General features: G+C 57.3%; 17 protein-coding genes and 2 tRNA genes. 14 read left to right on the top strand and 5 right to left on the bottom strand.

Translation table 11 applies throughout. From position 1 onward, the window contains the following. Window positions 1-21: 21 nt before the first annotated feature. The gene (locus HYT31_02105; protein ID MBI2050574.1) at window positions 22-816 is read right to left on the bottom strand and encodes a hypothetical protein; all 795 of its coding nucleotides are present in this window, start codon (window positions 814-816) and stop codon (window positions 22-24) included. A gap of 183 nt (window positions 817-999) precedes the next feature. Between HYT31_02105 and HYT31_02100 the strand changes: the two genes are divergently transcribed. Together HYT31_02100 and HYT31_02095 are read left to right on the top strand one after the other, a co-directional pair. Then, on the top strand, window positions 1,000-1,728 hold the full coding sequence (locus HYT31_02100) for a thioredoxin domain-containing protein (protein MBI2050573.1): 729 nt from the start codon (window positions 1,000-1,002) through the stop codon (window positions 1,726-1,728). A gap of 99 nt (window positions 1,729-1,827) precedes the next feature. Next, complete coding sequence (locus HYT31_02095) at window positions 1,828-2,067, top strand: hypothetical protein (GenBank protein ID MBI2050572.1); 240 nt, start codon at window positions 1,828-1,830, stop codon at window positions 2,065-2,067. A 43-nt stretch (window positions 2,068-2,110) separates the two neighbouring features. On the opposite strand, the gene HYT31_02090 is transcribed toward HYT31_02095, so the two are convergent. From HYT31_02090 to HYT31_02080, 3 genes are all read right to left on the bottom strand, one after another. After that, window positions 2,111-2,184: transfer RNA gene (locus tag HYT31_02090), tRNA-His, on the bottom strand. 2 nt (window positions 2,185-2,186) lie between these two features. Next, window positions 2,187-2,261 (bottom strand) — tRNA-Arg (locus HYT31_02085). Between the two features lie 60 nt (window positions 2,262-2,321). Then, on the bottom strand, window positions 2,322-3,263 hold the full coding sequence (locus HYT31_02080) for a tyrosine-type recombinase/integrase (GenBank protein MBI2050571.1): 942 nt from the start codon (window positions 3,261-3,263) through the stop codon (window positions 2,322-2,324). Between the two features lie 137 nt (window positions 3,264-3,400). Between HYT31_02080 and rpsO the strand changes: the two genes are divergently transcribed. From rpsO to HYT31_02040, 8 genes are all read left to right on the top strand, one after another. After that, entirely contained in the window at window positions 3,401-3,766 is a 366-nt protein-coding gene (rpsO, locus tag HYT31_02075) for a 30S ribosomal protein S15 (GenBank protein MBI2050570.1), read from the top strand. Between the two features lie 43 nt (window positions 3,767-3,809). After that, entirely contained in the window at window positions 3,810-5,885 is a 2,076-nt protein-coding gene (locus HYT31_02070; GenBank protein MBI2050569.1) for a fibronectin type III domain-containing protein, read from the top strand. Between the two features lie 60 nt (window positions 5,886-5,945). Beyond that, a complete protein-coding gene (locus tag HYT31_02065; GenBank protein MBI2050568.1) occupies window positions 5,946-6,446 on the top strand; it encodes an NYN domain-containing protein in 501 nt (166 codons plus the stop codon). Window positions 6,447-6,564: 118 nt separating this feature from the next. Beyond that, window positions 6,565-8,772 carry a polyribonucleotide nucleotidyltransferase gene (locus tag HYT31_02060; GenBank protein MBI2050567.1) on the top strand — a complete coding sequence of 736 codons (2,208 nt, stop codon included), beginning with the start codon at window positions 6,565-6,567 and terminating at the stop codon, window positions 8,770-8,772. Between the two features lie 110 nt (window positions 8,773-8,882). Next, the gene (locus tag HYT31_02055) at window positions 8,883-10,463 is read left to right on the top strand and encodes a hypothetical protein (GenBank protein ID MBI2050566.1); all 1,581 of its coding nucleotides are present in this window, start codon (window positions 8,883-8,885) and stop codon (window positions 10,461-10,463) included. Between the two features lie 454 nt (window positions 10,464-10,917). Further along, complete coding sequence (locus HYT31_02050) at window positions 10,918-11,280, top strand: hypothetical protein (protein MBI2050565.1); 363 nt, start codon at window positions 10,918-10,920, stop codon at window positions 11,278-11,280. After that, the gene (locus tag HYT31_02045; protein MBI2050564.1) at window positions 11,277-11,717 is read left to right on the top strand and encodes a signal peptidase II; all 441 of its coding nucleotides are present in this window, start codon (window positions 11,277-11,279) and stop codon (window positions 11,715-11,717) included. Before HYT31_02050 ends, HYT31_02045 begins: the two co-directional genes overlap by 4 nt. Continuing rightward, the gene (locus tag HYT31_02040) at window positions 11,707-13,221 is read left to right on the top strand and encodes a YifB family Mg chelatase-like AAA ATPase (GenBank protein MBI2050563.1); all 1,515 of its coding nucleotides are present in this window, start codon (window positions 11,707-11,709) and stop codon (window positions 13,219-13,221) included. The genes HYT31_02045 and HYT31_02040 overlap by 11 nt, the downstream gene beginning before the upstream one ends. On the opposite strand, the gene HYT31_02035 is transcribed toward HYT31_02040, so the two are convergent. Beyond that, window positions 13,218-14,615, bottom strand: coding sequence for a M23 family metallopeptidase (locus HYT31_02035; protein MBI2050562.1), 1,398 nt, complete (start codon window positions 14,613-14,615; stop codon window positions 13,218-13,220). The genes HYT31_02040 and HYT31_02035 overlap by 4 nt on opposite strands. Window positions 14,616-14,792: 177 nt before the next feature. Between HYT31_02035 and HYT31_02030 the strand changes: the two genes are divergently transcribed. From HYT31_02030 to rsmA, 4 genes are all read left to right on the top strand, one after another. Continuing rightward, complete coding sequence (locus HYT31_02030; GenBank protein ID MBI2050561.1) at window positions 14,793-17,234, top strand: leucine--tRNA ligase; 2,442 nt, start codon at window positions 14,793-14,795, stop codon at window positions 17,232-17,234. 126 nt (window positions 17,235-17,360) lie between these two features. Then, entirely contained in the window at window positions 17,361-17,942 is a 582-nt protein-coding gene (locus tag HYT31_02025) for a threonylcarbamoyl-AMP synthase (protein ID MBI2050560.1), read from the top strand. Between the two features lie 96 nt (window positions 17,943-18,038). Next, window positions 18,039-19,238: an MFS transporter gene (locus HYT31_02020; protein MBI2050559.1), complete on the top strand. Its 1,200-nt coding sequence runs from the start codon at window positions 18,039-18,041 to the stop codon at window positions 19,236-19,238. 3 nt (window positions 19,239-19,241) lie between these two features. Beyond that, window positions 19,242-20,108, top strand: a complete 867-nt coding sequence (gene rsmA / locus HYT31_02015) for a ribosomal RNA small subunit methyltransferase A (protein MBI2050558.1) — start codon at window positions 19,242-19,244, stop codon at window positions 20,106-20,108. Window positions 20,109-20,116: the final 8 nt, after the last annotated feature.

The raw sequence follows: 20,116 nt of genomic DNA, 5'->3' as shown, positions 1-20,116 counted from the left end.
TTTCGGATGGGGTCTCCCATCCTAGTTTTCTCTTGCGTTTCCTCCTTGTGTCGGCGGTTCAGGAACGAGTGTTGCGGGATTGAAGTCGGGTTTGAGCTGGCAGTACGGGCCGCTTGCCTCCATGAAGCGCCGCCGGTTGGCAGCGGTCGGTTGGCCGCGCCAGCGGGTGTACGCGTCCAGCATGCGGTCAAGGGCATGCTCCGCAATCGCAGGCAGTGCCGCCTGGTGGGCATCGTGCTCCAGATGCGCCATCTGGCCCGCAGACAGCCGTGCGAGCAGACCGATGTAGTTTGCGCCCATGTGGCTAAGCACCTGGCGGTAGGTGTCAAACCCGGCAGAGAGCTTGTTCAAGGTCAGGGCCAGGCCGCGATACCGGGCTGGCATGCGGGCATAGAACAAGACTGCCCATTCGTAGAACTCGCGAGCGTGCTCAAGACTCGCTTCGGTTTGCTGGAGAACCATGGCCCTGTGGTACCGCGAGATACGGTTCCCGTCTCCGCCAAACAAGCCAAACGCCGCAAGGAGGTGGTCGGCATTGGTGCGGTAGACGTTGGCTTTGCCGCGGGTTGTTCCGGCCTGATCAGCTATATGTGCCACATCAAGCGGTGACGCGGCCAGGTGGTCGGCATTGTCCACATAGAACCTGCCGTCCACCAGTGAGTGCAAGAGTCCGGCCATGTAGACATTAACCTCTTCGTCGCCGTCTGACTCGTGGCCCGTCTCTATCCGCGACTGCAGGAGCGCGTTGAGCAGGAAAAAGAGCATAGTCTCCCGCTCGCCGCACTTCAGATCAACATAGCAATCTGTGTTTTGCACGAGGAGCCTCCTCTTCTGCTCGGTGGATTGTAAAAGGGCACCGCGCGTGCCCTCCGAGTGATGCTTTCAACCTACCACAAAGCCGCCGGTATTGACCAGCGTCTTTATCAACACGCGCCTTGACAGGGGCGCGCTTGGTTTGGTACCTTTAACACCACGTTTGAACAGTAACCACATACACACATGGCACTCTCAACCAAACAGAGCTTCCTGGCGGGCATTGGCGCGGCTTTGGCCGTATTTTTCGTGGTCGGCTTTTTTGTGCTCCTCATCATGGTTTTACGCACAGAAGAAGCTCCTGCTCCGCAGGCGGCAAACCCGTCCGCGGTTGCCGGGAATGCGGCACCCGAGGCTCCGGCCATCAATTTCGCCCCGGTCACGGATTCGGATTGGATGCGCGGAAACCCCGAAGCCGGAGTTACCATTGTTGAGTACTCGGACCTTGAGTGCCCGTACTGCAAGAGCTTCCATCCCGAAATTTCCCAGGCCGTTGACGAATACAAAGACCGCGTGCGTTGGGTGTACCGCCATTTTCCTTTGACCTCAATCCACCCCAAGGCTCCAAAAGAAGCTGAAGCAGCAGAGTGCGCGGGCGAGCTCGGAGGCAATGACGGGTTCTGGGCGTTTATTGACCGCGTGTTTGAGGTGACCCCTTCCAATAACGGGCTTGATGTGGACGAGCTCCCGGATATTGCCGAGTACGCAGGCATTGACCGCGCGGATTTTACCGCGTGCCTTGAGTCCGGCCGCTGGGCCGAGAAAGTGCAGCAGCAGGCCAATGACGCGGTTGTTGCGGGCGGGCAGGGCACGCCCTACTCCGTGATCGTGACCCCGGACGGGGAAAAGATTCCCGTGAACGGATCAGTTTCCTACGCCCAGCTCAAGTCGTTTTTTGATTCGGTACTGAACTAATGCGTTTTCCGTCCAACCCCTCTGCCCGCAGGCGGAGGGGTTGACTTTTTGGCCCAAAAGGAGTACCATATACTCTTGTTTTTAACAAGGAGTATACATATGAAAACAGGCATATATAGGGCACTTTTCTGCTTGGTACTGGCTGCTTCCCTGTTTCTGGCCCCATCGGCAAACGCCATGGTCATGGTCAAGAATTACACCCGCTACACCGGCGCATACGTTGCGCCCCTTGAGTATGTTAAGGGGAATACTACAGCTCTTGATTCTGATGATTCCGAAAAGGGGGATGAGCGGCCCCGGTACACGGGCTGGAAATCAATACTCAACATTTTCAGGTAAAACGTTTGATGCAAAAAACCCGCCGGTTCGGCGGGTTTTTTTGTGGGGCGGCTAGAGGGAATCGAACCCTCGCATTCGGGACCACAACCCGATGTTCTGCCATTAAACTATAGCCGCCATGGTACCCTCGGCAGGAATCGAACCTGCATAACCAACTTAGAAGGCTGGTGTTCTATCCATTGAACTACGAGGGCTCGTCGTAGGCTCGGTCCTTTTGAGGATACTAGCCATTTAACAGAAAAAAATCAGTTTTGTCAATGCGCGGCCGCTGTTCCGTGGTACGCGCGGTAGACGTCTTTGAGCCGTTTATTGGTGACGTGCGTGTAAATCTGGGTGGTGGTGATTGATTCGTGCCCGAGCATGGTTTGCACCGCGCGCAGGTCCGCGCCGTTTGAGAGCAGGTCAGTGGCAAACGAGTGCCGCAGGGTGTGGGGAGTGATTTCTTTTGTGATGCCCGCGGCAACGGCATGCTTTTCCACGATGCGCTGCACGGACCGCGGGGTCAGCGCGCGCGATGCGCTGTTTTTTCTTGACTCGGCTTTTTGCGCGCGGTCGTGCGAGATAAAGAGCGCTCCCTCAACGCCGGTCCGCTTGTCCAAGTAGCGCCTGATGGCGTCTTTGGCCGCATCAGATAGAAACACGAGGCGCAGCTTTCCGCCTTTGCCGCGCACCGTGAATTCATCCTTGGCGAGGCTAACCATTTCGCGCGTCAATGCAGTCAGTTCCGAAACGCGCAAGCCGGTTGAGAACAGCGTTTCAAGAATCGCCTTGTCGCGCAGCTTGATGATGTCCGCTGCATCGGATTTCATAGGAGCGCCGAGCAGGCGCTCCACGTCATCAGCGTCCAAAAAATCAACCTCCCTGGTCACCTGGCGGCCGAGCTCAATTTTTTCGGGAGCCAAGGACTGGATGTCCTGGCGCGCGAGGTACTTCAAAAAACTCCGCAGGGCAATCAGGTGGTAGTTCTGGGTTTTAGCGGAAAGCTGCTGGCGGGTTTTCGGGTCCTGGTAGCGGTTGAGCCAGAGCCGGTACCTGCGCACCGCGTCCATGGTGATGTGCCCCGGGCCGGGGTCGCGCGCCCACTGCGCAAAGCGCCGCAAGTAGAAATCGTAATTCCCGAGCGTTGCCGGGGCGCGCCCTTTTTCTATCTCAAGGTACTCAAGGAAATCAGTGATGAGGGAAGAAAGTTTTTTCATGCTATTATTGTAAGACACTTGCGCGTTCTTGACAACAAGCCTCAAATCAGGTAGATTGCAATCATCATGCTACGGTACCTTGGTGCGCGCTTGATCGCCGCCCACTCGGATGCCGCCTATCACTAACTATCAACGATATGCTTGATAAGAAGAAGAAAGATCGCATCATTGCAAAGTACAAGACCCACGAGAATGACACCGGGTCTCCGGAGGTGCAGATTGCCATTCTCTCGGCCGAGATCAAGGATCTCACCGAACACCTGAAGGGGCACAAGAAAGACTTTTCTTCGCGCCGGGGCCTCATTAAAAAGGTTTCGCAGCGCCGCAAGCTCCTGCACTACCTGCAGCGCGAAAACGGGGAATCCTACGAGAGCATCATCAAGGCGCTGCACATCAAGAGGCGCGCCGAGCACACGCTGGCTCCGGAGGACGAAACCGCGATAACCGAGGAGGGTTCATCAGAAGAGGAAGCGCCGGCGGACGCTTCCGGCGGCCACAGTTAATCTTCATCTAAACCCTACCTATCTGTGTAGGGTTTAGTGTAATATGAAACCGTTTTTTACCACCATTGCGACGCTCGGGCTGATCGCGCTCTCTGCCGGGAGCGCCGGGGTTGCGACCGGCCAAGATGTGATTGAGCCGCCGCCAGATGTGTCCGCAGCCCAGCACGGCTTTAGCCAGGCCGTGCGCGTTGCGTGGGCGGCATCTCCTACCGCGAGCGCAAGCCTGTACCGCGTGCACCGCTCTGCCACGGGCGGGGGCTTGGGCACCTCGCTCGGCCTGGTTTCGGGCCTTGAGTTTATTGACTCCGGCGTTTCGTTCAACGTCACCTACTATTACCGCGTGGTCGCGACCAGTGCGGGCATTGATTCCGCGCCTTCCCAGCAGGCATCCGCAAAGCCCGTGGTCCCGGCTCCGGTTGCGGTCGCGGCGCAGGATACGGGCGAGGGCAGGAGCATCAAGGTTACCTGGGAGCGGCCTGACCCCGGGCTCGTGCTTACGTTTGATGTGTACCGCTCAACCGCGCTCGCATCCGCAGGTTCGCGCGTTGGAAGCCGGGTGTCCGGGACCGAGTACATTGACCGGTCCGTAAACAACGGGATTGCGTACTACTACCGCGTGCGTTCCGTAAACACCGGCAACGTGCAGTCCGGGGACTCGGGCGTTGCGAGCGCTTCCGCGAGTGCCTTGGAAGCGGAAAAGCCCGTGCTGTCCGGAGGAGCGGATCGTGCCGGAGGAGTGTCCATTTCCTGGACTAAGCCCTCGGACGCGGACGTTTCCGCATACCGCGTGTACCGCTCGCAGAACGAAAACGAGCGGGGTGATTTTCGCATTGAAACCACGTCCCGGAGCTTTACGGAACGCGATCTGCCCCGCGGCACCGCGTACTACTACCGCGTGCAGGCATTGGGCGCAAACCGCGCGGTGAAAAGCGAGAGCGAGCCCAGGCGCGCGGTTGTTGCCGATGCAGCGGGCCAGGACGTTTTGCTGCCGGTTACGGGCCTTGTGGCCCAGGGGACTGGGTCTTCCGGAGCCGTCAAGCTTTCGTGGCAGAACCCGCCATCAAACAATTTTTCGTACCTGCGCATCTACCGGAATACGGTTCCTGCCCTGGGCAGCCTGGTTGCGGACCGCGTGGGCGGATCCTGGTACGAGGACCGTTCACTGGAAAACGGCATTACGTACTATTACGCGGTTAAGACCGTGGACAGCGCAGGCCGCGAGGGTGCGGATGCAACATTGGCGAGCGCATTCCCGTTTGCGCGCACCCGCGGTTCCACGCCCCCGCCTCCGGTTGCCAAACTCTCGGTGCGCGACCTCGGGGACGGGACTTCCCTTAAGCTTGCGTGGCAGAACCCCGAACCGCACTTGTACGCGTCTGTTTCCATTTACCGCAGCACTGACCCCGCAACGCAGGGGGATCTCGTTGCTTCCGGATACCGCGGCAGCGGGTTTTTGAACACACGCTCCGTGCAGGCAAACCAGCAGTACTACTACACCGTGGTTGCGGTTGACCAAAACGGCCTGCAGTCCGAGCGCAATCCGCAGGTACCTGGCATTGCAACGCTCTCAAGCCTTGACACAGGTTTTGACACGGACGCGGACGGCTTGCCGGATGCGTGGGAGCGCGTCCACGGCTTCCACCCGCACCTTAAGGATGATGTTTTAGCTGACCATGACGCAGACGGGCTCCCCCTCTTTTTTGAGTACCAGTATGGCACTGACCCCTGGGATGCCGATTCAGACCAGGACGGGCACAGCGACGGCACCGAGGCGCTCAACGGCTACGACCCTTTGGGCCCGGGCAGAAAAGCATTGGTTTCCGATGCCGCATCCGTTGCGGGATCGTTTGCGTACGGCAGAGCGCGCCTTTCCTCGCTTGCCGAGGAGCGGTACCAAGCCGCAGAACTCCGGTCGGCCCTGGAGCTTGAGTTCGGCTCCGGAAGAATTCCGAATCCGCGCTCGCACTGGCCCAAGCTCGTGAACGCGTATCTGTACGGAGGGTACACCTCGTCCGAGATCGCGCACACCCTGCGTTTTGGGCCGGGCCTGGTGCACCCCGCAATTCCGGCATCAGTGTGGCGGACGGCCGATGAGTATGCGCGCCGCAGCAGTTCATAAAGCGCCGACAAAGAACCGTCAATACTTGACTTTTTATATATTTTTTTGTAGTGTAGGCATATGGCACAGTACAAAGCACAGAGGGTAGGCGTGTTCGTGGATATCCAGAACATGTACTATTCAGCCAAAAATTTGTTTGATGCAAAAGTGAATTTCGGGAAGGTCCTGGAGGAGGCCGTGGGTGAGCGCGAGCTCATCCGCGCCATTGCGTATACCGTGAAAGGCCCGCAGTCAGATGAAGATAATTTTTTTGCGGCGCTCGCAAAAATCGGGTTTGAGGTCAAGTCGCGCGAGCTGCAGGTGTTCCTCGGGGGCGCCAAAAAGGGGGACTGGGACGTGGGCATCTGCATGGACGCGATCCGCATGGCCGCAAAGCTGGATGCCGTGGTGCTCGTTTCCGGGGACGGCGACTTTGAGCCGCTGGTTTCGTACCTCAAGTACAGCGAAGGATGCGTGGTGGAGGTCATGGCGTTCACCAAGACCGCGTCCAGCAAGCTCAAGGAATCAGCTGACCTGTTCACTGACCTGGGAGAAAGCAAAAAGTTCTTAATCAAGCGATAAGCAATTATTAGTAGGGCAGCCAGGGCCTACGCGAGCGGGTTTATTTAACCTCTTCTCATTCTGCGATGAGGCGAGATTAAATAGACTCCGGTGCGGCCTCCACTGCCGAGGAGTTTTTATGGAAGAGAAACAGTATACCGTATCAGTGAACGGAGGTGAATTCGTGTTTAAGACGGGCAAGCTCGCCTTGCAGGCCAATGCGAGCGTTTTGGCGCGCTTCGGCGGCACCGAGGTGCTCGCCACAGTGGTGATGCCCGGGGAGCCGCGGGAAGACATTGGCTACTTTCCTTTAATGGTTGACTACGAAGAAAAGCTGTATGCAGCCGGAAAGATCAAGGGCTCGCGGTTCGTTAAGCACGAGGGACGGCCCACTGACGAGGCCATCCTCTCTGCCCGGCTCGTGGACCGCGCCGTGCGGCCCCTGTTCCCGAAGTGGCTCAAGAACGACGTGCAGGTTATTCTGACCGTGCTCTCGTTTGACAAGGAGAATGATCCGGACATCGTGGGCTTGAATGCGGCCTCGGCCGCGCTCTCCATTTCCGACGTGCCGTGGAAGGGGCCCATTGCCGCGGTGCGCGTATCAAGCGCGGCCGGCGAGTGGGCGGTCAACCCGTCCTATGCGGCGCGCCGCGAATCAGAGCTGAACCTGGTGGTTGCCGGGACTGCGGAAAAGACGCTCATGATTGAGGCTGACGCCAAAGAGGCGGGCGAAGATCTTGTGTATGAAGGCGTTGGGTATGCGCAAAAGCAGTTGGGTGTACTCACTGATTTGTTTTCCAAGATGCAGGGCGAAATCGGGCTTGAGAAGTTCAAGGAGCCCGAGGCGCTTGCCACGGAAGACGACGGATCCGGCATTGACCCGGCCAAGGAAGCGGAGCAGTTCGTTGCCGAGCGCATCAATGGCGTGCTGTTTACTGGCCCCAAGGAGACCAAGAGTTCGCGCAAGCAGGCCGTGGCAGGGCTCTTGGAACAACTGGAAGAGCGCTTGCGTACGCTTCAGGTGGGCAAGGAAAAGCGCAAGATCGGGGCGGCTGCCGCGTCCAAGTTCATTGAGCGCAGCGTGAGCGTTGCCATTCTTAAAGAAGGAAAACGCGTTGACGGACGGGCGTTGGATGAAATCCGGCCCATTACTCTGGAAGCGGGCCTGCTGGCGCGCACGCACGGTTCCGGATTGTTCTCCCGCGGAGAGACCCAGATTCTTTCGGTTGCAACCCTGGATTCGCCGGGTTCGGAACAGATCCTTGACACCCTTGAGGAGAATGACACCAAGAAGCGCTACTTCCACCACTACAATTTCCCGCCGTTTTCAGTCGGGGAAGCAGGACCCTTGCGCGGCCCTGGGCGCAGGGAAATCGGGCACGGCGCCCTGGCCGAGAAAGCCATTGTCCCCATGCTGCCGCCCAAAGAAGAGTTTCCGTACACCATCCGCGTGGTATCGGAAGTCCTGGGTTCAAACGGATCCAGTTCCATGGGTTCGGTGTGCGGCTCAACGCTCGCGCTTTTGGATGCCGGAGTTCCCATCAAAAAGCCGGTTTCGGGCATTGCCATGGGCTTGGCTTCGGATGATGAGGGCAACTACAAGATCCTCACGGACTTGCAGGATTTGGAAGACGGGCTCGGCGGCATGGACTTCAAGGTCGCGGGAACGCGGGACGGCATTACAGCCATCCAGCTTGATACGAAGACACAGGGGCTCACCAACCAGATCATACAAGAAACGCTCGCGCAGGCAAAAACAGCCCGCCTGGAAATTCTTGATAAGATTGAAGCGGTCATCGCACAGCCGAACGAGCTCTCGCAGTACGCGCCGCGCATCACCAGTTTGTCCATCAATCCGGACAAGATCCGCCTTGTCATCGGCTCGGGCGGCAAGACCATCAACGAAATCATTGACGCGTGCGGAGTTGAGATTGACATTGATGATGACGGCCTAGTGATGATTACGTCCGAAACCCCGGAGGGAGCAGCCAAAGCCGAAGAATGGATCAAGAACTTGACGCACGATGTGGAAGCTGGAGAGAAGTACGAGGGCACAGTTACGCGCATCATGGACTTCGGCGCGTTCGTGGAAGTGCTTCCGGGCAAGGAAGGCTTGGTGCACATTTCAAACCTTGCGCAAGGGCGCGTTGACCGCGTGGAAGATGTTGTTAAAGTCGGCGATGCGCTTGCTGTTGAAGTTATGGAGATTGATGAGCAGGGGAGAATCAACCTCAAAGTGCAGGGCGTGACCAAAGAGCCCCGGCCCCGAGGCGCGGGTTTTGGCGGCGGCCACGAAGGCCGCAGAGGCGGGCCGCCTGGCCGCGGCCGGCCATTCCGCCCGAGGTAGCTAGCAGTGGCAGTCCAAACACCGTACACAAATTGTGTTCAGTGATAAGAAAGCGCCCGCAGGTCCTGCGGGCGCTTTTGGGATAGCGGCATGCGTGCTAGAATAGGGGCATGTACCAGAGGTATGACAACGAACTGAAACAGCGCATCGGAGGTTTGGGCATCGGCCAGAGCGTGCTGGCCACCAAATCGCCGCGTACGAGCCGGCTGCGGCTTGCCGGGTACGCGGCAGTTGCCGCGGCGCTTGTTGCAGGGGCGCTGTTTTGGTCTGCGCACGGGCGCGCCCGCCCGTTGGCGCGCGCGCTTCCGGCCGCAACTCCGTTCTACGCGAGCGCGGACCTCGGCGCGGGTTCCTACTGGTACGATCGCGCGCTCTTATGGAAGCGCACAGCGCTCCCAACAGATCCGGTGCGCGATCTCGTTTCCCGGATTGACGTGCTCTCCTGGGACAACAGGCCATTCAAGGAAGTACAAAGCTTGTTTTCCGGGACTCTTGAGTTTGCGGAACTTAAGAGCGGGGAGCTCGTGCTTGCCGGAACCCTTGCAGAGGCGGAAACGTGGGCTGCTGTTTCGGGCGTTTCCGAGCCCCAGGAGGGCGCAATCTACCCCGGTGTCGGTCCGGCAGGGGGATTGTGGGCGCGCAAAAGCCCGGAATGGGTGTGGTTTATGCGGGATGGAAGGCTGTATATTGCAACCAGCGCATCTGTGGCATCGGAACTTGGCGCAGAGCCTACAGCACCGCTCGCGCAAACACTTTCCGCGCCGCCCAAGGGGAGCATGGGAACAATCGCTGTTTCCCGCGAAAACCAGGGCGTGATTGCAAGCCACCCCGCCATCCGGCTTTTACTCCAAGGAGCAGATCTTCCCGGGGTACTTGACTTTTACTATTCCCCAGGAAAAATAACTTTTTCATCGCAACGAGCAGCTCAAAAGAGCGGCAGAACAGATTTGTCAAGCGCTTCCGCAAGCCCCTTGTATGCGCTGTACGGGCAATTCAGCGGGGACGTGGCTGTGTACGCGGCAGATGCAGGCTCATTGCAGGGTGCGTGGTTTTCCGGGCTTTCCGGAAACCTGCAGGATGGCGTACGCAGCGTAGAGGAGCTTTTAGGGGCCTTTTACCATATTGATACCCAGTCCCTGCTTTCCGCGCTGGCCGGTTCCGAGCTTGTTTTTCTCTTAAGATATCCGGAAACCGGCGCTCCAAGCAAGCCATCCTGGATTGTGCTTGTAAGTGAAAGCGTGCCCGAAGACCTGGTTGGGCCTATTGCGGAGACGCTCTTTGCGGTGGCGCACCCGCTTGCCAAAGAAATCCCGCTTGCGGACGGCACGAGCATGGTTGAATTGCGGGCTGATATTGGTGATTTTCTATGGGAGCAGGTTTCGGCGCCCTACGAAGGCCGCGAGTTTCCATTAAAAGAGCTCCGGGGAGTAGGCGAGCCGCGCGGATTGGCCACGGGCGTGATTCCTGGCTTGGGAAGGGTACTGACGAATGACATGTCCCTGCTTTCGGGCACTCGCGCATCAGCCGGTATTGGGTCCTGCTCATTGGGCGGCCCCTCAACCGGAAGCGTCCGCCTTTCCGGCGGCTTTCTATCCAATATTTTTCCCGCGCTTCAGCCTGTTACGAGCATCACCATCACTGAATCTCCTGAATTTGGAATTTTTGGCTGCGCTCAACTTGCAGGCGAATAGAGTCCCCGAACGAGGATGATTGACTTTTGCGTTTAGGTATGCTACAATGTATATGTTCTCTACTTTCTTGAACTTTAACATTGGAGACCGACCTCCAATTCAAAAACAAAAACAAAAACAAACGGTGTCTGGCCGGGAAACAAAAACAAAAAAAAGTGCGGTTCGCCCATACACAGATGGACGCAACCACATAGACGGTAGAGAACTGGCACCTTAAGTCGGATCCGTGCCCTAAACGTAGGGCTGCTTGAAAGCAAAATGTTGAAGAGCGCGCTCATAGTGCGTTCCTCAGCTGCCACAAACAGCCATCAGGGGGCGCACATGTCCTAGTTATTCATATAACAGAGGCGCACTGTGCGCCCTCCACGAAATTCTTTGGGGAGGGGCGAATGATGCAGGCGTATGGCCTGTTTTTTTGTTTCAGGAGGCGATTGTATGCTATAATTCCCATACTATGAGCGCTACACCGTTGAGCACGTCATTCATTAAAGAGCAAAAACAGGCTCTGCTTGCCAAGAAAGACCAGCTTGAAGCTGATTTGTCTTCACGCGGCGCCAGAAAGGGGCCAGACTCTTCGGATTACAAAACCGCGTACCAGGAGTACGGGGATGATGAGGAGTCCAATGCCGCCGAGTACGCGCAGACCGAAACCAACCTCGACGTAGTGGAAGAGCTTGAGCACGAGCTTGAGGCGGTCAACGCAGCCCTCCTCCGCATTGAGAAGGGCGCCTATGGCATGGACGCTCGGACGGGCAAGCCCATCCGAGAGAATCGGCTCCGCGCAAATCCTGCCGCGGAAACCGATATCACGCCATGAGGAGCCGTAGCGCCATCACCACGCTCGCGGTTTTGGGATTTGCGCTTGATCGGGCGCTGAAGCAGTATGCCCTGGGAAGCCCGGCGCTCGGGCGCGGGGTTTTTGTTTTTGATTCCGCGTTCGGCCTGCGGCTCTCCCTAAACGAATTTTTTGCGTGGAGCCTGCCGGTCCCCAATGCCGCAGTACTCTGGATCATGGTTCCCGCCATTGCGGTCCTCGGAGCCGCACTGTACACAAAACGTGCCCACCCCTCGGCGGCAGGCCCGCTCGGGCTTGTGGCTATTGGCGCGCTCTCAAACGCCATTGACCGCCTGTTCTACGGCGGCGTGGTTGATTACCTGGCCGTTCCTTTTGGCGGAGCGTTCAACATTGCGGACGCGCTCGTGGTTCTCGGGGCCGCACTGCTCGCGGTTCCCGGCAAGCGCTATGCTCACTAATGTCCTCTCGTGCGCGGTGATAGGGCTCTCCGGCGAAAAGATCACCATTGAGGTGGATGTGTCGCGCGGGTACCCCATGTTTATTGTGGTGGGATTGCCGGACACCGCAGTTTCCGAATCGCGCCAGCGCATTCCCACGGCCATCCGCAATTCCGGCTTCCTCTATCCGTACGCAAAGCGCGTGGTTGTCAACCTTGCCCCGGCTGATTTAAAAAAAGAGGGCGCGTCCTACGATCTGCCCATTGCAGTCGGCATCCTGTTTTCTACGGAACAGATCCGCGGCGACCTCTCGCGTTCCTTGTTTGTCGGCGAGCTTGCGCTGGACGGGGGCCTGCGCCCGGGCCGCGGCATGCTCCCCATTGCCATCTGGGCGCGGGATGCGGGCTACGAGCACCTCTATATTCCCTCGGCGAACGCGCGCGAGGCGAGCGTGGTTTCCGGCATACGCATCATGCCCGTTGCAACACTCTCACAGCTCGTTGTCCACCTCAACGGGCAGCAGACAATCATCCCGGTTGAGAAGCTTGAGCCTGCAGAGCGCGCAGAGCAGGCGCACTCCATTGACATGGCCGACATTGCGGGCCAGGAGCACGCAAAGCGCGCCCTGGAGATTGCCGCGGCCGGCTCGCACAACATCGCCATGTCCGGCCCGCCCGGGAGCGGCAAAACCATGCTCTCTTCCGCCATGGTCACGATTCTGCCGGATCTGACGTTTCCCGAACAGCTTGAGGTTACGAAAATTTACAGCATTGCGGGCGCGCTCCCCCCGGACACGCCGCTCGTTTCGGTCCGCCCGTTCCGCAGCCCCCACCACACCGCGTCCGGCATTGCCCTGGTCGGGGGCGGGGCGTTCCCGCGGCCTGGAGAAATAAGCCTGGCGCACCGCGGCGTCCTTTTTTTGGATGAATTCGCGGAGTTCTCGCGGAGCGTTTTGGAAAACCTGCGCCAGCCGCTTGAGGACGGGCGCATAACAGTTTCGCGCGCGCAGGGGAGCGTTACGTTTCCGGCCCGCTTCATACTGGTTGCCTCGTTCAACCCGTGCCCGTGCGGGTTTTTGGGTGATTCCGAGCGCGCGTGCGTGTGCACGCAGTCGCAAATTGTCAGATACCGCACAAAAATATCCGGCCCCATCGCGGATAGGATTGATCTGCATGTGGACGTGCCGCGCGTTTCGTTTGAAAAACTGGAAGCGCGCGGCTTGGAAACGTCCGCGCTCATCCGCGAGCGCGTGAACCGCGCCCGCGGCATACAACTTGAGCGCTTGAAGCCGTTCAACGTGATTTCAAACAGCGAGATGGAGGCACGGCTGGTGCGGCAGCTGTGCGTGCTGGACGCGCCATCCCGCAGCCTCATCCGGCAGGCGGTTGATATGCTGCACCTTTCGGCGCGCGGATTCCACCGCGTGCTCAAAGTGAGCCGCACTATTGCGGACCTTGGGGGCGAACCCGAAATCACCGCCGCGCACATTGCCGAGGCCCTGCAGTACCGGCCCAAGGACGACTAGAGGTAGTCTAGCGGATTGACGCGGGTGCCATTGACGCGCACCTCAAAGTGCACGTGCGGCCCGGTTGAGCGGCCGGTTGAGCCGATGGCTGCAATCACGCCTCCCTTGCTCACGCGGTCTCCGACCGAAACCCCATTTTTACTGTTGTGCGCGTACAGGGTTTGGATGCCGTTGCCGTGGTCAATGATGACGTAGTACCCGTACCCGCCCGAGTTCCAGCCCGAGGTGGTGACCACGCCGTCATCAGCCGCATACACGGGCTGGCCGGTCTTGTTGCCTATGTCAATTCCCGTGTGCCGCCAGCCGCGGAAGTATTGGGTAATGCGGCGGGCCGTGGTGGGCCAGTTGAAGGCTCCGGCCGCAGCCGGAGCCGGCTTAAAGATGCTCCCGAGGTCCGCGAGTCCGGACGACGGGGCCGCGGCAGGGCGCGCCGGCGCAGGAGGAATGCCGTCCGGCACCACGATCTTTGCGCCGATCACCAATTCGGAAGCGCTGCCAAGCTTGTTGATCTCCAGGATGTCTTCTGCTTTGGCGCGGTATCTGCTTGCGATGGCATTGAGCGTATCCCCGCGGCTGACCGTGTGCGTTACTCCCGAAACCGGCAGTATCACGAGCTCCTGGCCCGGGCGGATGAAGTCGCGGGGCCCTATGTTGTTCGCCCAGAGAATAGTGTTGGTGTTGAGGTTGAAGCGCTCCGCGATTTGTGAAATCGTATCCCCGTCCTGCACCGCGTACGTGATGATTGAGTCGCGCGGCTTGGGCGTTACGTCGGTTCCCGGAAGATCCGGCTTGATGAGCGCGTCCCCGGTTCCCGAAACCAGCGCGGTATCCTCGGTGTCGGCAAGCTCGCCGGTCGGGGCCACGGTGCTCTGCACTCCTATTTCCGAGAGAGCGCGTTCCGGAGCCGTTGTCCGTAGCGCGCCCGAGTCTGATTCCGAGAGGCTCTCTTCCACGTACAGCTCATAGTCGCCCTGCGCCACCAGGAGCTCGTACATGCCCGAGTTTCTTCCGACTTCCTCGGGCCGGAGTTCGCGCGCTTTGAGGTTTGAGACTGCCGCAAACAATGAGAGCACAATCAGCCCCCCGTAGAGCACCACGTTGCGGCTGAAGTTTTCGCCGAACTCGCCGCGCGCATAGCCGACGCTATGCGCGAATTTCGCTTCCGCGGACTTAAACGCCCGGTACACGGGCAGCCCAAAGAAACGCACCAGGATGCGGAACGTTTTCGTTGCCAGGAATTTTAATACCCAAACTGCGCCCCCGATGATTTTTAGGGCGAGCACCACCAGGCTGCTTGCCAGTCCAAGCAGGAGCACTGCGTTTTTTTTGGCGAGCAGCGCATTGCGTGAGGGCTGGCGCATGCGCAGGTAACTGTTTCCGTGTTTCAATGCCATATGCGCATTATACCGCATTATACGGGTAAATGTTACCCAGCGGGTGGAAATGCATTGATTTTTGGGTAAAAAACCGATATGCTACCTTCATTAGCGACGTAGAGCGAGTGAAATGAAAAGTACTCTTTTCATTTCCGAGCCGAGGAGCTAACACAGGGTTTAATACCCTTTATAACTATGGGAGCATACAACCATAACGCAATTGAGTCAAAGTGGCAGGAGCGCTGGGAACAGGACGCTGTTTTTGCGGCATCGGATAAGCCGAAAGCCGGTAAAAAGAAGTACATTCTGGACATGTTTCCGTATCCGTCAGGAGCTGGCTTGCACGTGGGCCACCCGGAGGGGTACACGGCCACGGACATCTATGCGCGGTATGTGCGCATGAACGGGCATGAGGTCTTGCACCCCATGGGCTGGGACGCGTTCGGATTGCCCGCGGAAAACTACGCCATCAAGAGCAAGGTGCACCCCCGCGAGAGCACGGAACAAAACATCAAAACTTTTACGCGCCAGATCAAGTCGCTTGGATTTTCGTATGACTGGTCGCGGGAGCTTTCCACATCATCCCCGGATTACTACCGATGGACCCAGTGGCTGTTTTTACAGCTGTACCACGCGGGGCTTGCGTACAAAAAGGAAGCGCCCGTGAACTGGTGCCCTGATTGCCAAACAGTCCTGGCCAACGAGCAGGTGATAGACGGCAACTGCGAGCGGTGCAGTTCTGAAGTCATCCAGAAAAATCTGGAGCAGTGGTTTTTTAATGTTACGGGAACAGACCCCAAAGGAAAGAACGGCTCGTATCCGGAACGCTTACTGTTAAATTTGGAAAAGTTAGATTGGCCAGAGCCTATTAGACACATGCAGCGGAACTGGATCGGCAAAAGCGAGGGTGCGGAACTGGAGTTTGAGGTCAAGGGTTCGTCATCAAAAATTAAGGTATTTACCACGCGGCCGGATACCTTGTTCGGGGCAACGTACATGGTGCTTGCGCCGGAGCACGCGCTCATCCGCGAGCTGAAGGGTCAAATTGAAAATTGGGATGAAGTGCAGCAGTACGTCAAAGCCGCCTCCGGCAAGAGCCAGTTGGAGCGCACGGATCTGGCAAAAGAGAAAACCGGCGTTGAGCTGAAAGGCGTAGCTGCCATCAATCCGGGAACCAAAGAAGAGATTCCGGTGTGGATTGCGGATTACGTTTTGGCCACATACGGCACTGGCGCTATTATGGCGGTACCAGCGCATGATGAGCGCGATTATGAGTTTGCGAAAAAATATGGTTTGCCCATCAGGCAAGTGATTACTGATGCGGACTTTACCGATGGGGACAAAAAAGAAGAGGCATACGTCGGGTCCGGAGTCTTGATCAATTCTGATACATTTTCAGGAGATTCATCCGAAGAAGCAAAATGGAAAATCACTGATGCGGTCAAAGGCAGGCTGACCATCCAGTACAAGTTGCGTGATTGGCTGATATCTCGCCAAAGATATTGGGGCGCGCCCATTCCCATCATCTACTGCGACAAGTGCGGCGAACAGCCCGTGAAAGAAGAAAATTTACCCGTCACTCTGCCGGATGATGTTGACTTCCTGCCAAAAGGGGAGTCGCCTTTGGCGCGGTCAAAGTCTTTCCATGACGTGAAATGTCCAAACTGTGAGTCACCGGCGCGAAGAGAATCAGACACCATGGACACGTTTGTGGATTCTTCGTGGTACTTTCTGCGGTACACGGACCCAAAGAATCAAAAAGAGTTTGCGGACAAGAAAAAGATCAAAGCCTGGTTGCCGGTTGATACGTATGTCGGTGGCGCAGAGCACGCGGTAATGCATCTTTTGTATAGCCGGTTTATCGCCATGGCTTTGCATGATTTGGGTTATCTTAATTTTGAAGAGCCGTTCTTAAAGCTGCGCAACCAGGGCCTTATTTTAGGGCCGGACGGGCAGAAGATGTCCAAGTCCCGCGGCAACGTGATTAACCCGGATGACGTGATAGCGCGGTTCGGCGCGGATACGATGCGCATGTACGAGATGTTCATGGGGCCATTGGAGGATGCCAAGCCCTGGGACACGAACGGCATTGTGGGGGTGCGGAGATTTTTGGAGCGCGTGTGGAACAGCCACGCGTTTGTGGATACTGTTTACCTGAACAGAGAACAAGAGCTCATTGTTGGCCGCGAGCTTGCCAGGACCGTAAAAAAAACAGAAGACGACATCCAGTCGTTCGGATTCAACACGGCTGTTGCGCAGTTCATGATTTTCATCAATCTGGTGTACAAGCACGAGCGCATCAGCGCGCATCACTGGGAAACGTTCCTCAAAGTTCTGTCGCCGTTTGCCCCGCACATCACCAATGAGCTGTGGGAGATGCTCGGGCACAAGGAGGTGATTGAAAAAGAGAAGTGGCCCGAGGTTGACGTTCTGCTTTTGGCGCAGGATGAAATCAACTATGCGGTGCAGGTGAATGGCAAGCTGCGCGGGAATGTCGTCATACGTGCGGGCGCGGATGAAGGTGAAGTCACGAAGAAAGCCTTGGCGCTCGCGAACGTCAAGAAACATTTGGAAGGGAAGGCGGTTGCCAGGGCTGTGTTTGTGAAGGGTAAGCTGGTTAATTTTGTTGCGGGATGACTTTGCGTCATTCTGGAGGCGTACTCGCCGCGTCATCCTGGAGCGTAGCGATAGGATAGAATCTTGTCTGTCAGTCGCGGAGATGCTATCGCCATGAGTACATGGCTCCAGCATGACGATTAAAATATGACAGATGCAGTTTCAGTTTTGAAAAATGGGGGAGTGATTGTGTACCCCACTGACACGGCGTATGCTTTGGGGTGCGATGCCACGAATGAGGATGCCGTGAAAAAGATTTTTCGGATAAAAGGCCGCGAAGAGTCAAAGACATTGCCCTTGATTGCGGCTGATGCTGATATGGCCAGAGCCTGGGCAGAATTTTCCGGAAAAGCGGAGGAGCTCGCGGCCGCACACTGGCCCGGACCATTGACGCTCGTGCTACCCGCGAAAAAGCAGGGGCTTGCTCCGCTGGCTGTCAAAGACGGATGCATCGCCATCCGCGTTCCGGATAACAGTACCGCGCGCGAACTTTCCAAAGCGCTCGGCGCCCCCCTGGTCTCAACATCAGCGAACAGGGCAGGCGAGCCGAGCTGCTATGCGGTGGAAGCGGTTCAACAATCGCTCGGCGATGCGTTCACACTCATTGATTGCGTGGTTGACGAAGGCCCGTTGCCCCAAAAAAGAGTTTCAACCTTCGTAAAAGTATGGGATAATAACGTAACGGTGCTCCGCGAAGGGGCGATAAAGTTGTCATTGCGAACGAAGTGAAGCAATCCTATCAACGATTTTGAGTATGTGTATTGCATGCTTTAGCGCGTTGATAAGATTGCTTCGGCCTTCGGCCTCGCAATGACATAAAACAAAATGCCAAGTTTCAAGCCGCTTGCAACCGTTAAAACCTTTTTTGCGACCCGGCTTTCGTACCAGGTGCGGGAGCTCTACCTTTCGGTTTCCATTGTGACGTTCGCCGCGGCCATGGTCGCGATTTTTGAGCCCATCTACCTGTACCAGCTCGGGTTTTCGCTCCGGCAGATACTGCTCTTCTACCTTGCGGTGTACGCGCTGTATCTGGCGTTCATCCCTCTGGGCGCGAAATTCGCGCGCAGGTTCGGGTACGAGAAGGCCATCTTGGTGGGGAGCCCGTTTTTGGCGCTCTACTACATCTTCCTCTTCCTCATCCCCCAGAACCCGGCGTTTGTCGGGCTTGCCATTGCCGCGTTCGTGGTGCAGAAAATGTTCTACTGGCCCGGGTACCTTGCGGACTTTGCGCGGTTCGGGAGGGGGAGCGAACGCGGGCGCGAGCTTTCCAACTTGCTCCTCGCAACCATGATCATGTCCATTGCCGGGCCGCTCCTCGGCGGCGCCCTGCTCGCGGCATGGGGATTCAAGGCGCTGTTCGCGGCCGCAACCATCATCATCCTTGCCTCCAATTTGCCCCTGCTCGCGACTCCGGAGCGGTTTACGCCGGTGCCGTTCTCATACTTCCATAGTTTCCGGAGGCTTTTTTACCGCGAGAACCGCAGGAATTTCATCGGGTACCTGGGGTTCGGTGAAGAGCTCATTGTGATGGTGATCTGGCCGGTGTTCATCTACACCATACTTACCAACTTTTTTGAAATCGGGTCCGTGGTTGCGCTATCCACGCTTGCCACAACCGTGGTGCTGTTGTACGTGGGGCGCATGGTGGACGGGGACCGGGGAGGCCGCAGGGCTATTCTCAAGGCGGGCGCGATGTTCAGCTCTCTGGTGTGGCTCTTGCGCCTGTGGGTGGCAGGAGTGTTCGGCGTGTTCGCAACGGACGCCCTGGGCAGGACCACCAAGAACGTGGTGGTGATTCCCATGATGGCGGAAACCTATGACCACGCAAACCAGACGAGCATCATGAAGACCGTGATCTTTTTTGAAATGTCCCTGATTGTGGGCAAGATTCTGGCAATACTCGCATCACTCGTCGTGTTTTGGCGGTTTCCGGAATCGTTCAGGGCACTCTTCATCATCGCGGCTCTTATGACGCTCTTGTATTCGCTCATCAAGTACGAACCGATCCGGCTTTTACGGCGCTAACCTATGCCGAACCCGCAGACACTGGCAGAGAAGCTGGGCGTGCGGCCTTCCCCTGATTCGGGCCAGCATTTTTTGGTTGATGAGAAAGTTCTTGAACGCATCATTATAGCCGCTGCACCCAAAAAAAATGAGAACATTCTTGAAATCGGGCCCGGATTCGGGGTGTTAACGCGCGCGCTGGCCGGTCGCGGGGCGAATGTTGTTGCGGTTGAATTTGATAGAAAGCTCGCACACTACCTCTCAAACGAGTTTGGCGCATCAAAGCCAGTGCGCGTTATCCAGGGCGACATACTCTCATTCTCAAACCAAGAAATTGCGGCGTGGTTTAACAAGGAGCCGTACCGCGTTGTTTCAAACATTCCGTACCACATTACCGGCCGCATCATCAAGAAGTTCGTGTCATCTGAATTGCCGAAGCCCGCGGGCTTGGTGCTTTTGGTGCAGAAAGAAGTTGCGGAACGCGTATGCGCCGCGCCCGGGGATTTAAGCTTGCTCGGATTATCGGTTCAGCTGTACGCCAAGCCCTCTATCGCGTTTAATGTCCCGCGGGAAGCGTTTTGGCCCGAGCCCCGGGTTGATTCCGCGCTTTTGGTGATAGACGATGTCAGCGCAATACCGAACCACCCCTTAATCCCCTCCTTAATAAAGGAGGGGAAGGTAATTGATGAGAAGCGATTCTGGCAGATTAGCCACATTGGTTTTGCAAGTCCGCGGAAACAACTGCGCAACAACCTGGCCGCAGGCTTATCACTGCCGCAAGACGCCATTAAGAAGGCGCTCAAGCAATCAAAACTGCCCGAAACCGCACGAGCCCAGGAGCTCTCAATTCCGGATTGGATTCGCCTTGTGGGGGCTCTAGGAAAAACATAGTGTTTTGT

The organism is Parcubacteria group bacterium (genome assembly GCA_016181765.1).
Classification (GTDB): Bacteria; Patescibacteriota; Patescibacteriia; order UBA2169; family UBA2169; genus CG10-46-32.
This window is presented reverse-complemented; position numbering and strand designations above follow the sequence as displayed.

Excerpts from the sequence above, each read along its gene's own strand:
- HYT31_02050 (MBI2050565.1), top strand. The coding sequence starts at position 10,918 with ATGAGCGCTACACCGTTGAGCACGTCATTCATTAAAGAGCAAAAACAG.
- HYT31_02055 (MBI2050566.1), top strand. The coding sequence starts at position 8,883 with ATGTACCAGAGGTATGACAACGAACTGAAACAGCGCATCGGAGGTTTG.
- HYT31_02095 (MBI2050572.1), top strand. The coding sequence starts at position 1,828 with ATGAAAACAGGCATATATAGGGCACTTTTCTGCTTGGTACTGGCTGCT.
- HYT31_02100 (MBI2050573.1), top strand. The coding sequence starts at position 1,000 with ATGGCACTCTCAACCAAACAGAGCTTCCTGGCGGGCATTGGCGCGGCT.
- HYT31_02030 (MBI2050561.1), top strand. The coding sequence starts at position 14,793 with ATGGGAGCATACAACCATAACGCAATTGAGTCAAAGTGGCAGGAGCGC.
- HYT31_02040 (MBI2050563.1), top strand. The coding sequence starts at position 11,707 with ATGCTCACTAATGTCCTCTCGTGCGCGGTGATAGGGCTCTCCGGCGAA.
- HYT31_02045 (MBI2050564.1), top strand. The coding sequence starts at position 11,277 with ATGAGGAGCCGTAGCGCCATCACCACGCTCGCGGTTTTGGGATTTGCG.
- HYT31_02070 (MBI2050569.1), top strand. The coding sequence starts at position 3,810 with ATGAAACCGTTTTTTACCACCATTGCGACGCTCGGGCTGATCGCGCTC.
- rsmA (MBI2050558.1), top strand. The coding sequence starts at position 19,242 with ATGCCGAACCCGCAGACACTGGCAGAGAAGCTGGGCGTGCGGCCTTCC.
- HYT31_02080 (MBI2050571.1), bottom strand. The coding sequence starts at position 3,263 with ATGAAAAAACTTTCTTCCCTCATCACTGATTTCCTTGAGTACCTTGAG.
- rpsO (MBI2050570.1), top strand. The coding sequence starts at position 3,401 with ATGCTTGATAAGAAGAAGAAAGATCGCATCATTGCAAAGTACAAGACC.
- HYT31_02025 (MBI2050560.1), top strand. The coding sequence starts at position 17,361 with ATGACAGATGCAGTTTCAGTTTTGAAAAATGGGGGAGTGATTGTGTAC.
- HYT31_02065 (MBI2050568.1), top strand. The coding sequence starts at position 5,946 with ATGGCACAGTACAAAGCACAGAGGGTAGGCGTGTTCGTGGATATCCAG.
- HYT31_02035 (MBI2050562.1), bottom strand. The coding sequence starts at position 14,615 with ATGGCATTGAAACACGGAAACAGTTACCTGCGCATGCGCCAGCCCTCA.
- HYT31_02060 (MBI2050567.1), top strand. The coding sequence starts at position 6,565 with ATGGAAGAGAAACAGTATACCGTATCAGTGAACGGAGGTGAATTCGTG.
- HYT31_02020 (MBI2050559.1), top strand. The coding sequence starts at position 18,039 with ATGCCAAGTTTCAAGCCGCTTGCAACCGTTAAAACCTTTTTTGCGACC.